The sequence below is a fragment of the Halomonas denitrificans genome (genome assembly GCF_003056305.1).
Lineage (GTDB): Bacteria > Pseudomonadota > Gammaproteobacteria > Pseudomonadales > Halomonadaceae > Halomonas > Halomonas denitrificans.
The window spans coordinates 664,505-678,496 of record NZ_PYVX01000001.1 but is presented as its reverse complement, the minus strand read 5'-3'; the positions used below and the strand labels follow the sequence as shown (position 1 = coordinate 678,496).

General features: G+C 67.6%; 12 protein-coding genes, 3 tRNA genes and 2 riboswitches. Of the genes, 10 read left to right on the top strand and 5 right to left on the bottom strand.

Annotated features, from left to right (window positions below):
- From C9F13_RS03050 to C9F13_RS03035, 4 genes are all read left to right on the top strand, one after another.
- Positions 1-76 (top strand) — tRNA-Glu (locus tag C9F13_RS03050).
- Positions 77-103: 27 nt separating this feature from the next.
- Positions 104-178: transfer RNA gene (locus C9F13_RS03045), tRNA-Gly, on the top strand.
- A gap of 178 nt (positions 179-356) precedes the next feature.
- A riboswitch (TPP riboswitch) is annotated at positions 357-450 on the top strand.
- Positions 451-483: 33 nt separating this feature from the next.
- Positions 484-1,260 carry a 3-oxoacyl-ACP reductase gene (locus C9F13_RS03040; protein WP_108444747.1) on the top strand — a complete coding sequence of 259 codons (777 nt, stop codon included), beginning with the start codon at positions 484-486 and terminating at the stop codon, positions 1,258-1,260.
- Positions 1,260-2,579, top strand: coding sequence for an LLM class flavin-dependent oxidoreductase (locus C9F13_RS03035; protein ID WP_108444746.1), 1,320 nt, complete (start codon positions 1,260-1,262; stop codon positions 2,577-2,579). Before C9F13_RS03040 ends, C9F13_RS03035 begins: the two co-directional genes overlap by 1 nt.
- Positions 2,580-2,651: 72 nt before the next feature.
- Here the strand turns inward: C9F13_RS03035 and C9F13_RS03030 are convergent, their stop codons facing one another.
- Complete coding sequence (locus C9F13_RS03030) at positions 2,652-4,094, bottom strand: sodium:solute symporter family transporter (protein WP_108444745.1); 1,443 nt, start codon at positions 4,092-4,094, stop codon at positions 2,652-2,654.
- Between the two features lie 84 nt (positions 4,095-4,178).
- A riboswitch (TPP riboswitch) is annotated at positions 4,179-4,299 on the bottom strand.
- A gap of 294 nt (positions 4,300-4,593) precedes the next feature.
- Here C9F13_RS03030 and C9F13_RS03025 point away from each other — a divergent pair.
- The 6 genes from C9F13_RS03025 (at position 4,594) to C9F13_RS03000 (ending at position 8,537) form a co-directional block, all read left to right on the top strand.
- Positions 4,594-5,535 carry an ABC transporter ATP-binding protein gene (locus tag C9F13_RS03025; protein ID WP_108444744.1) on the top strand — a complete coding sequence of 314 codons (942 nt, stop codon included), beginning with the start codon at positions 4,594-4,596 and terminating at the stop codon, positions 5,533-5,535.
- Entirely contained in the window at positions 5,532-6,305 is a 774-nt protein-coding gene (locus C9F13_RS03020) for an ABC transporter permease (protein ID WP_108444743.1), read from the top strand. Before C9F13_RS03025 ends, C9F13_RS03020 begins: the two co-directional genes overlap by 4 nt.
- 1 nt (position 6,306) lies before the next feature.
- Complete coding sequence (gene queF / locus C9F13_RS03015) at positions 6,307-7,143, top strand: NADPH-dependent 7-cyano-7-deazaguanine reductase QueF (RefSeq protein ID WP_108444742.1); 837 nt, start codon at positions 6,307-6,309, stop codon at positions 7,141-7,143.
- A 125-nt stretch (positions 7,144-7,268) separates the two neighbouring features.
- Positions 7,269-7,829 (top strand): nitroreductase family protein, encoded by a 561-nt coding sequence (locus C9F13_RS03010; RefSeq protein ID WP_108444741.1) that lies wholly within the window; start codon positions 7,269-7,271, stop codon positions 7,827-7,829.
- Positions 7,830-7,833: 4 nt separating this feature from the next.
- A complete protein-coding gene (locus C9F13_RS03005) occupies positions 7,834-8,337 on the top strand; it encodes a YiiD C-terminal domain-containing protein (protein WP_108444740.1) in 504 nt (167 codons plus the stop codon).
- Between the two features lie 112 nt (positions 8,338-8,449).
- Positions 8,450-8,537 (top strand) — tRNA-Ser (locus C9F13_RS03000).
- 211 nt (positions 8,538-8,748) lie between these two features.
- Here C9F13_RS03000 and C9F13_RS02995 read toward each other — a convergent pair.
- Genes C9F13_RS02995 through C9F13_RS02980 form a run of 4 tightly spaced genes read right to left on the bottom strand, consistent with a single transcriptional unit; the run spans position 8,749 to position 13,590 of the window.
- Entirely contained in the window at positions 8,749-9,843 is a 1,095-nt protein-coding gene (locus tag C9F13_RS02995; protein ID WP_108444739.1) for an ABC transporter permease, read from the bottom strand.
- Complete coding sequence (locus tag C9F13_RS02990) at positions 9,843-10,940, bottom strand: ABC transporter permease (protein ID WP_108444738.1); 1,098 nt, start codon at positions 10,938-10,940, stop codon at positions 9,843-9,845. Before C9F13_RS02990 ends, C9F13_RS02995 begins: the two co-directional genes overlap by 1 nt.
- Entirely contained in the window at positions 10,937-12,637 is a 1,701-nt protein-coding gene (locus tag C9F13_RS02985) for an ATP-binding cassette domain-containing protein (RefSeq protein WP_108444737.1), read from the bottom strand. The genes C9F13_RS02990 and C9F13_RS02985 overlap by 4 nt, the downstream gene beginning before the upstream one ends.
- On the bottom strand, positions 12,634-13,590 hold the full coding sequence (locus C9F13_RS02980; RefSeq protein ID WP_108444736.1) for an HlyD family secretion protein: 957 nt from the start codon (positions 13,588-13,590) through the stop codon (positions 12,634-12,636). Before C9F13_RS02980 ends, C9F13_RS02985 begins: the two co-directional genes overlap by 4 nt.
- Between the last annotated feature and the right edge of the window lie 402 nt (positions 13,591-13,992).

Genomic DNA, 13,992 nt, shown 5'->3' with positions numbered 1-13,992 from the left:
GTCCCATTCGTCTAGTGGCCTAGGACACCGCCCTTTCACGGCGGTAACAGGGGTTCGAACCCCCTATGGGACGCCACTTCTCACAAGCACGCCCTCCAGATCAGCGGGAATAGCTCAGTGGTAGAGCATCGCCTTGCCAAGGCGAGGGTCGCGAGTTCGAATCTCGTTTCCCGCTCCATAAGACTCCAGTATCTCCCCGGTCAGGCCAAGGCTCGCGTCACGAGCTGGAGCGCCAGCCCGGTCGAATCTCGTTCCCCGCTCCATAAGACTCCAGTACTTCTCCGGTCAGGCCAAGGCTCTGTCACGAGCTGGAGCGCCAGCCCGGCTGTTGCTGCCTGACTGAATGCGCTATGGTGGCCCGAGACACGGGGTGCGGCCACGGCCGCTGAGATGATACCCGTCGAACCTGATCCAGTTCACACTGGCGAAGGGATGTCGGCCGGCTCCAGTGCGGCGCCCTTTGCCGCGCACCAAGGAGTCCTCATGGCCGTTTCCTCTCTCCCCCTCGACCAGCAGGTCGTGCTCGTGACCGGCGGCGCTCGCGGTCTCGGCGCCCGCCTGACCCGGGCCTTCCTCGACCAGAGCGCCCGCGTTGTGGTCAACTACTACCAGAGCCGCGAGGCCGCCGAGGCGCTGGCGAAGGACGCGCCGGAGCGCGCCCTGGCCGTCCAGGCCGACGTGCGCGAGCCCGAGGCGGTGAAGGTGCTCTTCGAGCAGGCGCGCGCCCATTTCGGCGCCCCGATCACCACCGTGGTCAACAACGCCCTGCCCGAATTCACCTTCAACGGCGACGCGCGGCCCGACGCCGACACCCTCGACTGGGCACACCTCCAGCAGCAGCTCGAGGGCGTCAACCGGGGCGCGCTGAACACCATCCAGGCGGCGCTTTCCGGCATGCGCGAGCAGGGCGGCGGGCGGATCATCAACGTCGGCACCAACCTCTTCCAGAATCCCGTCGTGCCCTATCACGACTACACCGCCGGCAAGGCCGCGCTGCTCTCGCTGACCCGCACCCTCGCCAACGACCTGGGGCCCGACAACATCACCGTGAACATGATCTCCGGGGGCCTGCTGCGCACCACCGATGCGTCGAGCGCGACCCCGGAGGCGGTCTTCGAGCTGATCGCGCAGAACACCCCGCTGCGCCGGGTGACCACGCCGGAGGAGTTCGCCGACGCGGCGCTGTTCTTCGCCTCGCCGTGGGCGAGGGCGGTCACCGGCCAGAACCTGATCGTCGACGGCGGACTGGTGAAAGGGTGATGAAACCGCGCAACCCCGACGAAAAGCTGCACCTCAACCTGTTCGTGATGGGCGCCGGCCACCATCGCGCGGCCTGGCGGCACCCCGACTCCAGCGCCGAGCGGCTCGGCGACATCGCCTACTACGAGTCCCTGGCCCGTACCGCCGAGCGCGGCAAGCTGGACGCGGTGTTCTTCGCCGACGGCATGAGTGCCGGCAGCGTGGAGGACGGCTTCAACTGGCACCTCGAGCCGCTGACCGCGCTCTCCGCCATGAGCCGGGCCACCCGGCACATCGGGCTGATCAGCACGCTCTCCAGCACCTTCTACACCCCCTTCCACGCGGCCCGGCTGGTGGGCTCGCTGGATCACATCTCCGGCGGACGCGTGGGCTGGAACGTGGTGACCTCGATGTTCGACAGCGAGGCGCGCAACCACGGCTACCCGGCCATGCCCCCGCATGCCGAACGCTACGCCCGGGCCGAGGAGTTTGTGCAGACGGTGCTGGCGCTGTGGGACAGCTGGGCCGACGACGCCATCGAGCGCGACCACCATGGCCGCTATGCCGACCCGGACAAGGTGCGCCGGATCGACCACCACGGCGAGCACTTCCTGGTGGACGGGCCCCTGAACCTGCCGCGCCCGCCCCAGGGCCACCCGGTGCTGGTGCAGGCGGGCGCCTCCTCCCAGGGGCGCGATCTGGCGGCGCGCTACGCCGAGGCAATCTACGCGGTCGCCTACGACCTCCCGACCGCCCAGGGCTACTACCGGGACATCAAGTCACGGGTGGAAGCGGCCGGGCGCACCGCGCCGGTGCCCATCCTGCCGGGGCTCGTCACCTACGTCGGCTCCACCATGGCGGAGGCCAGGGCCAAGCAGCGCGAGCTGGACGAGTGCCTGCCGGTGGCGGCCTCGCTGCGCCAGCTTGGGCTCTTCATCGAACAGGACTGCAGCGACTGGGAGCTGGACGCGCCGGTGCCGCGGCTGCCGCCGCTTGCCGAGTTCCGCGGCCCCCAGGGGCGCTACGCCACCATCCTGCGCATCATCGAGACCGAACGACCGACCCTGCGCGAGCTGCTGGGGCGGCTCGCCGCCGGCGGCGGCCACTGCACCATGGTCGGCACGCCGGAGAGCATCGCCGACGAGATGGAACGCTGGTTCCACGGCCGCGGGGCGGACGGCTTCAACCTGATGCCGCCGTCGCTGCCCGGCGGCATCGAGGACTTCGTGGACCAGGTGGTGCCGGCACTGCAGCGCCGCGGGCTCTTCCGCGAGGCGTACACCGCCACCACGCTGCGCGGCCACCTGGGCCTCGAGCGCCCGGCGGGCCGACGCCTCTAGCGATTCGCTCACGGCGCCCCAAAAAGCAAAACGCCCCTCGAGAGGGGCGTTGTCGTCTGGGGCGGGGGGTGCTCAGCCCTCGAAGCGTCGCGCGCCGGCGCTCAGCGCCGCGAAGTCGAAGCGCTGCTTCGCCGGCAGCAGCGCCAGCAGCGCCAGGCCCGTCACGACCGGCATGAAGGTGGCGAGCAGGAAGGACTCCATCAGGGTGGTCAGGGCATCGCCCGGCGCCGGGAAGAGGGTGAGGCCGGCGATCAGGCCGCTGACGGTAGCGAGCACCGCGGCGCGTCCGTCGAAGCGGCGGTTGAACAGCCCGAAGAACACCGGGAAGGCCGCCGCGCAGCACAGCAGGTCGGCCAGCAGGAAGAGGTAGAGCACGCTGTAGCCCTGGGCGGCGACGAAGGTCACCGGCAGCGCCAGCAGCAGGATCAGCCAGCGCGACAGGCGCATCAGCCGCTGGTCGCTGGCACCGGGCAGCAGGCGCCCGCCGTCGACGGCGATCATGCTCGAGGCGGCGCTCAAGGTGGTGTCGGCGCTGCTCATGACCAGCGCCAGGCCGAGGAAGATCAGGCCCACCGCGAACCAGCCGGGGATGTCGGCGAGCAGCACGCTGAACAGCGCGACCGAGCCGTCGCCGGGCAGCCCCAGCCCCACGAACGCCAGGCCGAACAGGCCCATCACGAAGATCATCGGCGCGCTCAGAAGGCCCCCGAGCAGGAAGCCCAGGGCCACGGCGCGGTTGCTCTGGGCGGCGTAGACCCGTTGCCAGTTGCCCTGGTAGAAGAGCCCGGTCAGCATCACGGCCAAAAAGAAGGTGAGGCCCGCCTTGAGCCCGCCCAGGTCGGTGATGTCCAGCAGCTGAGGCGCCGTCGCCTCGATGCCGGCGAGGGTGGGGCCAACGCCGCCGGCGGCCTGCCAGCCGACGATCAGCAGCACGGCGAGCAGCGGCAGGATCACGACCATCTGCACCTTGTCGGTGAAGATCGAGGCGCGCAGGCCGCCGTAGAGGGTGTAGAGCAGGGTGGCGGCCATCACCACCGAGCTGGTCGCCCAGAGCGGCACCGGCGCCAGCAGCCCGACCATCTTGGCGATGGCGGTGATCCCCGCGGCCAGGGAGATGAACAGGTAGAACAGCATGATCACCAGGGTGAAGGCGTACATGGGGCGCCCGTAGCGGCTCATCACGAACTCGGTGAGCGAGTGGCCGCCCGGCGAGAGCTCGCGTAGGCGCCGCCCCAGCGGGATCATCACCAGCCGCGGGGCCAGTGAGCCGAGCGCATAGCCGGCGATGGCGCCCAGCCCGCCCCAGGTGGCCGCCTGGGCGGGGCCGAACAGGATCCAGGTGCCCAGCGTCGAGGCCATCAGGGTCAGCACCGTGGCGGTGGCGCCCTGGCTGTTGCGGGCGATGATGAAGTCCTCGAGGCTCTCGGTGTGGCGGCGCGCGTAGAGCATGCCCGGTACGGCAAACAGTGCCGCGAAGGCGATGAGCCACCAGAAGGCATGAGTGGTCGGCAGCATGACGTTCTCCCTAGCATGGAATGGCCCGGGCGCGATGCCGAGCGTCGCTACGAGAGGACGCAGTTGCGTTGGGTGAGAAGCGTGGCCGGATGGCACTTCCTTCCCTTCGCCGGCATGATCCGGATCAGGTTCGAAGGGTTACCGGTCGTGCCGTCGAGGCACGGGGCCGGAATCTCAGTCCGCGAGGACTCCCCCAGGAATGCGCTCCAGCCTAGAGACCCGGCGTCACGGGGTCAACACGGCCCGCGACGCCCGAGTGAACGATGAGCATGCGAACTGTCATGCCGGTGGCGTAAGATGGAAGGTCGCGACGGGGCGCGCAGGCACCGGTTGCTGCGTGAGGTTCGGATCGAGCGGCGGCTCGAACTGCCACGTGAGCGGCGGCTTGAATTGCGCCGTGCCGCCCCCATCTCAGCGCCCCGTGTGCCGGGCCGCGAGCGGTGTTTTTTCCGGCGCGTGCCGGCATGGCACCCCATTCATCTTCTGTACGGGATCTTTCATGGCCGAACCGGCTCTCTCCATCCGTGGGTTGACCAAGGTCTACGGCAATGGCTTCGAGGCCCTCAAGGGCATCGACCTCGACGTCGCCCAGGGCGACTTCTATGCCCTGCTGGGCCCCAACGGCGCCGGCAAGTCAACCACCCTGGGCGTGGTCTGCTCGCTGGTGCAGAAGACCGCAGGAAAGGTCTCGATCTTCGGCATCGACATCGACACCGACTTCGCCCGGGCCAAGTACCACCTCGGCGTGGTGCCCCAGGAGTTCAACTTCAGCCAGTTCGAGAGGGTCATCGACATCGTGCTGGCCCAGGCGGGCTACTACGGCATGTCGCGGCGCGAGGCGATGCCCCGCGCGGAGGAGCTGCTGCGCGATCTGGCCCTCTGGGACAAGCGCAACGGCAGCGCGCGGATGCTCTCCGGCGGCATGAAGCGCCGGCTGATGATCGCCCGCGCCCTGATGCACCGCCCGAAGCTGTTGATCCTCGACGAGCCCACCGCCGGCGTGGACATCGAGCTGCGCCGCAGCATGTGGGAGTACATGCGCCGCATCAACCGGGAGGAGGGCACCACCATCATCCTCACCACCCACTACCTCGAGGAAGCCGAGAGCCTCTGTCGCCGCGTGGGCATCATCAACCACGGCGAGATCATCCGCGACACCAGCGTGCGCGAGCTGCTCGCCGAGCTCGACACCGAGACCTTCCTGCTCGATCTCGCCCATCCGGTGGAGGCGGCCCCCGAGGTCGAGGGCTTCGAGATCAGCCGGGTGGACGACGCCCAGCTGGCGGTGGTGGTGCACCGCGGCCAGCGCCTCAACGACGTCTTTTCGGCTCTCAGCGAGCAGGGCATGCAGGTGATGTCGATGCGCAACCGCGCCAATCGCCTGGAGGAGATGTTCGTCTCCATGGTGGAGGACGGCCAGCAGAAGGAAGCGCACACATGAATCCCAAGCAGATCGCCATCGCCCTCTGGACCCTGGTGGTCAAGGAGATCAAGCGCTTCACGCGGATCTGGCCGCAGACCCTGCTGCCGCCGTCGATCACCATGACGATGTACTTCATCATCTTCGGCAACCTGATCGGCTCGCGGATCGGCGAGATGGACGGCTACAGCTACATGGACTTCATCGTCCCCGGGCTGATCATGATGGCGGTGATCACCAACAGCTACTCCAACGTGGCATCATCCTTCTTCTCCAACAAGTTCCAGCGCTCCATCGAGGAGATGATGGTCTCGCCGATGCCCAACTGGGTGATCCTGTCCGGCTTCGTGCTGGGCGGCATGGCCCGCGGCCTCGGCGTGGGGCTGATCGTCACCGGGGTGTCGCTGTTCTTCACCCGCATCGAGATGGCCCATCCGCTGCTGACGGTCTTCGTGGTGGTGCTCACCTCGGCGCTGTTCGCCATCGGCGGCTTCATCAACGCCCTGCTGGGCAAGAAGTTCGACGACATCTCCATCGTGCCGACCTTCGTGCTGACGCCGCTGACCTACCTGGGTGGCGTCTTCTACTCGATCTCGCTGCTGCCGGACTTCTGGCAGGGCGTCTCGATGCTCAATCCCATCCTCTACATGGTCAACGTCTTCCGCTACGGCTTCCTCGGGGTCTCCGACATCCCGGTGGGCTGGGCGCTGGCGGCCGTGCTGGCCTTCATCAGCGTGCTGTATGGCGTGGCGCTGTGGATGCTGAAGCATGGCAAGGGCATCAGGAGCTGACATGACCCAACACCGACCCGACACCCTCGAGCACGCCCCGCTGGGGCGCGACTCCGCCTATCCCGAGCACTACGACGCCGGGCTGCTCTATCCCATCCCCCGGGCCGCCAATCGTGCGCCGCTGGGGATCGAGGAGGGCGCCTTGCCCTTCGTCGGCGAGGACGAGTGGCACGCCTTCGAGCTCTCGTGGCTCAACGCCCGGGGCAAGCCGCTGGTCGCCGTGGCGCGCTTTCGCCTGCCGGCCGAGTCGCCCTACCTGATCGAGTCCAAGTCCTGGAAGCTCTACCTCAACGGCTTCAACCAGACCCGCTTCGAGAGCCGCCAGGCGGTGATCGACACCCTGCTGCGCGACCTGGCCCAGGCGGCCGGCGCGCCGGTTGCGGTCGAGCTGCTCGGCCTGGACGACGCCGCCCTCGCGGTGAAGCGCCTGCCCGGCGAGTGCCTGGACGACCTGGACATCGAGGTGACCGACTACACCCCGAGCGCCGAGCACCTGGCGGTGGGGGAGGAGATCGTCGAGGAGACGCTCTACTCCCACCTGCTCAAGTCCAACTGCCCGGTTACCGGCCAGCCCGACTGGGGCAGCGTGCTGATCCGCTACCGCGGCCCCAAGCTCGACCGCGAGGGGCTGCTGCGCTACCTGATCGGCTATCGCCAGCACCAGGACTTCCACGAGCACTGCGTGGAGCACATCTTCACCGACCTGATGGCCCGCGCCCGGCCCGAGCGGCTGCTGGTGCTGGCGCGCTACGTGCGCCGCGGCGGGCTCGACATCAGCCCCTGGCGCGCCACCCCCGGTGAGCGGCCGCCCGAGCCGCTGCGCCTCTCTCGGCAATAAGGTCGTGCGGCCATAAGGGACGCGCGGCAGTGAGGGAGGAGGCGGGCGCCCGGCACGACAGGCGCCCGGGCAGCTGATAGAGTGACGAGAAAGATTCTCGTCTGAAAAACCCAAGGAGAGACTCAATGGACGCGCTGACGCTGCTGCACGAACGCAGCTCCATGGGCAAGCTGATGGGCCCGCCGCCGAGCCCCGAGCAGCTCGAGGCGATCTACCGGGCGGCCCTGCGGGCGCCGGATCACAAGGAGCTGCGCCCCTGGCGCTTCATCGAGTTCTCCGGCGAGGGCCTCTCGCGCCTCGGCGAGCTGTTCGCCGAGGCTGAGTTCCGCGAGGATCCCCACGCCAGTGACGCCACCCTCAACGCGGCCCGCAAGAAGCCGCTGCGTGCGCCGATGATCATCGCGGTGATCGCCAAGGTCACCCCGGACGAGCCCAAGGTGCCGAAGATCGAGCAGGTGATATCCGCCGGCTGTGCCGCCCACGGCATCCTGCTCGCGGCCCACGCCCAGGGGCTCGGCGCCATGTGGCGCAGCGGCAAGTACGCCTTCGATCCCACCGTGCGCAAGGGGCTGGGGCTCGCCGAGGACGACGAGGTGGTGGCCTTCCTGTATCTGGGCACCATGGGCGGGCGCCACAAGCCGCTGCCCGAGCACGACATCGACGCCTTCGTCGAGCGCTGGGACTGAGCCCATGCGCGAGATCGGCGTTCCCCACCCGCGTTTGCCGCTGCCCGCCGCCGGCGGCGAGGACGACATGGCCGCCTTCCTCATCTGGCTGGGCGACGCGATCCCCATGGTGGGGGCGCTCGGCATCCGCGAGATGACCCGCGACGACGAGCGCCTCACCTGGCGGCTCGCGCTCACGCCCAACCTCAACGACAAGGGCACCGGCTTCGGCGGCGCGCTCGCCGCCCAGACGACCCTGCTCGGCTGGTGCTGGACCACGCTCTGGCTGCGCCGTCGCGGCCTCGCCCGGGACGTGGTGGTGGCCGAGGCCACCCAGCGCTTCCTGGCGCCCGTGACCGGCGACTACCGCCTGGTCTGCGAGCCCGAGGTGGGCGACGGCCCCGCGAGCCTCGCCGAGCGGCTGGCGCAGCGCGGCAAGGGGCGCATCGCCCTGGTCCAGCGGCTCTGGTGCGGCGACACCCTCTGCCTGGAGGCCCGGGGCGACTACGCGGTGCTGCCCGAGACCTGAGCCGGGTCGCGTGGAAAGGGCGAAAACGGCTTGCATTCGCGGACTTAAGTCGTTAGTATATGCGCCGTTCTTGAGCAAAAGGCCACGCGCCACAGCTTTGGAACCACAATGCGGAGGGGTGTCCGAGTGGTCGAAGGAGCACGCCTGGAAAGTGTGTAAGTCGAAAGGCTTCGAGGGTTCGAATCCCTCCCCCTCCGCCACGAATATCGAAAAAGCCGCTGAGCAATCAGCGGCTTTTTTATTTCGTGCCGTGCTCCAGCCCATACCTCAGTCCATGTCTTGCATCTGGCTTCCCTTGATCCCTTCAGGACTCCGCTGGACACATCGATCCTGTGACCAAACCCTTGAAGTCCTCTTCCGAGGCTCTCTCCGCCGTGCATTTTTGGCGTTGCGATTCATGCTGCCAGTGGCTCACTGGCGCCGGAAAATGACCCATGCGACGCCGTAAAGCGGGAGACCGATCAGGACCAGTGCCAGGACATGCGGCCAGAGAATGTCGAGCCCCGTGCCCTTGAGAAAGATCCCCAGGGTGATGTCCAGGTAATGGCGCAGTGGGCTGGCCAGTGATGCTGCCTGCAGCAGGCGCGGCATGCTCTCCACCGGCACGAGGGTCCCGGACAGGAACATCAGCGGAAACAGGCCGAAGAAGGTCAACAGCAGCGCCTGTTGCAGCGTGCGGCTGATGGCGGCGACGAGGACGCCGAGCCCGATGGCACTGATCAGGAACAGGGCGGTGAGGCAGAAGAACAGCGCCAGGCTGCCTCGTACGGGAACGCCGAACCAGCCGACCAGCGCGAGGCTCGGGAAAAGTGCCACCAGCCCGACCAGCAGGGTCGGTAGCGTCTTGGCGAAGAACAGCTCCTCGGTGCGCACGGGCGTGACCATCAGTTGTTCGATGGTGCCGGCCTCCTTTTCTCGGACGATCGATGCCGCCGGATGGGCGACGCCGACCATCAGTCCCGCCAGGGTGATCATCGATAGCACCACGAAACTGACATTTGTCACCCCGGGGTTGTACCAGGTTCGCAGGTGGGGAATCACCCCTGGTGCTGGCGTCTCGGGCAAGGCGGCCCATTGACGCTGGAACGCTTCCACCGTCTGCAGCGCATAGCCCCGTGCCACGGCGGCGGTATTGGCATTGCTGCCATCCACCAGCAGTTGCAGTTGTTGTTCGCTGCCTTCCAGCAGATGGCGGGCGAAGCCTTCACCTATCACCAGCACCGCGCGCGCCTGTCCACGCTCCAGGTATCCGGTCACGGCTGCTGGATCATCCAGCTGTGCCACCAGGCGGAAATCGCCGCTCTCCGTGAAGGCCCGGACCAGCTCGCGGCTCGCCGGCGAGTGATCGGCATCGGCAACTACCAGCGGCAGGTCTTGCATGTCGAGTGACAACGCATAGGCGCAGATGACGACCTCGACGGTGTAGAGCCAGAGGATCAAAAACAGCACCACCCGGTCCCGGGTAAACTGAATCAACTCCTTGTGAAGCAGGCTCGGCAGGCGCATCAGGCCACCCTCTTCTTGAGTCGCCACGCGGCCAGCACGAGGATCAGCAGGGTATAGAGCGCCACGACGGCGATGCTGGGCCACAGGACCTCGACCCCGACGCCCTTCAGGACCACGCCCCGGGCGATATCGACGAAGTAACGGCCAGGAAAGAGCAGCGTGTACAGCTGCAGCAGGTAGGGCATGGTGAAGATCGGGAACAGCAGGCCGGAGAACAGGAAGGAGGGCATCAGGGTGATGATCAGGACGGCCAGCATGGCCGCCAGCTGGGTGCGGGTCACCGCGGAAACCAGCAGCCCGATGCCCAGGGTGCAGAGCACGTACAGCAGGGACACCGCCAGCAGGACGCCGGGGCTGCCGTGGAACGGCACCCCGAACCACAGGAGTCCCGCGGCGATCACCATGGCCATCTGCAGACAGGCGATGACGCCGTAGGGTACCAGCTTGCCGCAGAGAAATTGGGCGGCGGAGAGTGGCGAAGCATAGATCTGCTGGATCGTGCCGGTTTCCTTTTCGCGCACCAGGGCGAGTGCCGTGAGCAGCGGTGGAAACGCCATCAGGATGACGGCATACAGGGCGGGCACCACGGTGTGGACGCTGCTCAGCGAGGGGTTGAACCAGATGCGGGTATCCAGGGATAGCAGCGTGGAGCCTTCCTGCCGCTGGAAGCCTCTGGCGATAGCCATCGCCCGTTGGCTCACGAGCGTCGCCGTGGCCGAATAACTGCCATCCACCACCAGTTGTACCGGACTCGCCTCGCCCCGATACAGCCGGCGCTGGAAGCCTGAGGGGATGACCAGAACCAGCCGAGCCTCGCCCTCCTGCAGCGTCCTCTCCACCTCCCGGTGGTGCTGCAGGCTGGCCGACAGGCGGAACGTGTCGCTGGCGGTGAAGGCCTGTTGCAGCTGGCGGCTGGCGGGGCTGTGGTCCTCGTCCAGCACGCCCAGAGCTATGTCATCGACATCGAGGGTGATGGCGTAGCCGAACAGCAAGAGCATGATCAAGGGCATCAGCAGGGCCACGCCGAGAGTGATCGGATCACGCAACACTTCCCGTGCTTCCTTGGTCGCCACGGCGGCGATGCGCTTGAGCTTCATGCCGGTCGCCTCTGCTGGCGCTCGATACCGGCCATGAACACGGCCTCCATGTCGGCATCGTTCGGCAGGTTCAGTGTCAGGCGCAGCTGGGCCGGGGTATCGAGGGCGATCAGCCGGCCCTGGTGCATCAGCCCCAGCCGGTGACAGTAGTTGGCCTCCTCCAGATAATGGGTAGTGACGAACACGGTCATGCCGTGTGCGGCCAGGGCCAGGATCAGGTGCCAGAAGCGCTGTCGACTGAGGGGGTCGATCCCCGAGGTGGGTTCGTCCAGGAACAGCACCGCCGGTCCGTGCAGGATGCTGCAGGCCAGTGCCAGGCGTTCACGCACCGCCGCCGACAACGTGTGCACACGCCGCTCTTCCAGCCCCGACAGACGGGTCATGTGGCTGGCCCAGTCGATGGCCAGGCGTCGCTGTCGCCCCGCCAATCCGTAAACACCGGCAAAGAATGTCAGGTTCTCGGCCACCGAGAGGTCCGGGTACAGAGAGAAGTGCTGAGACATGTAGCCGAGGCGACCGCGGAGATCACGGTGCGACTCGGTCACCGACAGGTCGCCGATCCAGGCCTGCCCTGCGGTTGGCGTCTGCAGGCCGCACAGCAGCCGGATCAGGCTGGTCTTGCCGGCGCCATTGGGGCCCAGCCAGCCGACCACCTCGCACGGTGGCACCCGAAACGACACCTCGTCCACGGCCACGACGTCTCCGAAGCGAAGGCCCAGATGTTCGGCGCGAACCTCCACGCCGGTCGTGGTGAAGGCCGGAGGCATCATGGGGGGCCTGTCCGCGGGCGCGGCAAGGGGCGACAGGGCGATGAACGCCTCCTCGAGGTTAGGCTCGACCGCCATGAGCTGGCCCAGCTCGTCGAGATGCGCCTGGGCCGTCTCGGAGACGTCATGACCGGGGGAGAACTGGATGCGCAGTCGGTCCGCCAGGCGTTGCAGGCTCGTGACGCCGGGCCATGACCTGACGAAACCCTCCGCCTCGTCGAGACGAGGCGTCGTCAGTTGGTAGATGGGGCCGGCCACGCGTCGACGTAACCTGTCGGGAGTGTCGACCGCAAGCAGTCGCCCCTCGTAGAGAAACCCCAGTCGGTCGCAACGCTCCGCCTCGTCCATGTAGGGAGTGCTGATGACGACCGTGTTGCCCTCATCCCGGTGTCGACGCAGCAGACGCCAGAGATCCCGGCGAGAGAGAGGGTCCACGCCCAGGCTGAGTTCATCGAGTAACAGCAAGGCGGGCGCATGGATGAGCGCCGCACACAGCGACAGCTTCTTGCGCATGCCGCCCGAGAGCTGGCCCGCCCGGCGATGCCGGAAATCCCCCAGGCCGGCCATGGCCAGCAGTTCCTGGCTGCGAAGGCGAAAGTCAGCGGGGGTGACGTCACGGATGCGGGCGGCGAACTGCAGGTTCTCGATCACGCTGAGCCGGTCGTAGAGAGAGAATCCCTGGGTCATGTAACCGACACGCCCATTGACCTGCGCCGCGTCGCGGCGGGTATCGAAACCGAACACCCTGAGCTGTCCCTCACTGGGCTCCAGGATCGCTGTCATCATTTGCATCAGGGTGGTCTTGCCGGCCCCATCGGGGCCCAGCAGGCCGAAGATCTCCCCGTCCCGCACCTCCAGATCGATATCCGCCACGACCCGGCGTCCGGCGAATCGGCGCCCCACGCCGTCGGCATGGATCACCGTCGTCATGGGGGCACGACCAGGGCATCGGGCCAGGGCGCCTCGTCCTGCCAGCGGATCCAGGCATCGGCCGGCATGCCGGGCTTGAGGATGCCGTCGGGGTTGGCAAGCTGGAGGGTCACGCCGAACACGGTGCGTGCACGTTCCTCCGGCAGGTGGACATCGCGTGGGGTGAACTGGGCCTCGCTGTCGATGGCGGCGACCTCGGCCTCGAAGTAACGATCGGGAAAGGCATCGACACGAACGCGGGCGGGCGCGCGGAGGCGCACCTTGCCGAGCGAGCGCTCGTCGATGTAGAGCTTGAGTCGTGGGCGCGCCAGGTCGACCAGCACGGCCACGGTCTGTCCCGGGGTGACCACCTCGCCGACTTCGATGGCCTTGGTCAGCACGGTGGCCTCGAGGGGGCTGCGCAGCACGGTCTTGCTACGCCGATAGGTCAACTGAGCCCGACGCTGCTGAAGGGCGGTGAGGTTGGCAATGGCCTCGGCGCGTTGGGCCGTCAGGATATCGACCTCGCCCTGTGCCTCGCGCCGACGATCTTCGCTGCGTTCCAGTTGCTGCTGGGGAAGGCTGCCGCTCCGGCGCAGCCTGCGGGATCGTTCCAGGTCGGTCTCGGCGTTGGCGAGATGGTGGTGCGCCGTGTCGAGCATGGCCTCGACCCGTGCTACGGCATGTTCGGCGGCGGCCAGGCGGGCCGCCAGTTCGGCCTCCTCCAGCCGCAGGAGGTGATCGTCGAGGCGAACCAGTTCGCTCCCCTTGTCCACCGGATGCCCCTCGCGCAGCCGGCTGTTCACCACTCGGCCCGAGAGCTCGGCGGCAAGCCTCACTTCGGTGGCTTCGATACGCCCGCTGGCATAGAGGAACCCCGGTGTCGGCTCCGGGGGGCGCCACGCGAGATAGCCAAGATAGCTTCCGGCCGCCAGAAGCATGATGGCCACCAGGGTCCACCCTGTATGCTTCATCTCACCTCCCGTGACCCTCGCCGGCGGGCCCTGTGCTGGCCACCCTCTGAGGGTCCTTCGCCAGGCTTGCCACGTGGCGGATGTCTGCTGTTCGCGAGGGCGCCACTCTCGCTTCCCCCGATCCTAATACTAGCGTCCCCCTCGCTGTGGTCATGGCGTGATGCAGGGACACGCCACTGCCAACTCGTACATCCCGCTCAAGCCGAGCATGGCCTGGAGCACGCCACCGCTCGGCAAGCCGAGCGGATCAAAGCCTCGCTTCAGTTACGGTGATGGACGAGCCGACGGACAGCCGTAAGCCCCCTTGAAGGCCATCTCGCACAGGCTGTCGCGTGTCGTGCCGGGTGCCACTGGCGCAGCGTCTCCGCGGTCCACGGATTGACGGCCAGGCGATTCCCGGGG

Bases quoted from the DNA above. Each gene is read 5' to 3' on its own strand.
- C9F13_RS03030 (WP_108444745.1), bottom strand. From the start codon at position 4,094: ATGCTGCCGACCACTCATGCCTTCTGGTGGCTCATCGCCTTCGCGGCA.
- C9F13_RS02980 (WP_108444736.1), bottom strand. From the start codon at position 13,590: ATGAAGCATACAGGGTGGACCCTGGTGGCCATCATGCTTCTGGCGGCC.
- C9F13_RS03025 (WP_108444744.1), top strand. From the start codon at position 4,594: ATGGCCGAACCGGCTCTCTCCATCCGTGGGTTGACCAAGGTCTACGGC.
- C9F13_RS02990 (WP_108444738.1), bottom strand. From the start codon at position 10,940: ATGAAGCTCAAGCGCATCGCCGCCGTGGCGACCAAGGAAGCACGGGAA.
- C9F13_RS03005 (WP_108444740.1), top strand. From the start codon at position 7,834: ATGCGCGAGATCGGCGTTCCCCACCCGCGTTTGCCGCTGCCCGCCGCC.
- C9F13_RS03035 (WP_108444746.1), top strand. From the start codon at position 1,260: ATGAAACCGCGCAACCCCGACGAAAAGCTGCACCTCAACCTGTTCGTG.
- C9F13_RS02995 (WP_108444739.1), bottom strand. From the start codon at position 9,843: ATGCGCCTGCCGAGCCTGCTTCACAAGGAGTTGATTCAGTTTACCCGG.
- C9F13_RS03020 (WP_108444743.1), top strand. From the start codon at position 5,532: ATGAATCCCAAGCAGATCGCCATCGCCCTCTGGACCCTGGTGGTCAAG.
- C9F13_RS03040 (WP_108444747.1), top strand. From the start codon at position 484: ATGGCCGTTTCCTCTCTCCCCCTCGACCAGCAGGTCGTGCTCGTGACC.
- C9F13_RS03010 (WP_108444741.1), top strand. From the start codon at position 7,269: ATGGACGCGCTGACGCTGCTGCACGAACGCAGCTCCATGGGCAAGCTG.
- queF (WP_108444742.1), top strand. From the start codon at position 6,307: ATGACCCAACACCGACCCGACACCCTCGAGCACGCCCCGCTGGGGCGC.
- C9F13_RS02985 (WP_108444737.1), bottom strand. From the start codon at position 12,637: ATGACGACGGTGATCCATGCCGACGGCGTGGGGCGCCGATTCGCCGGA.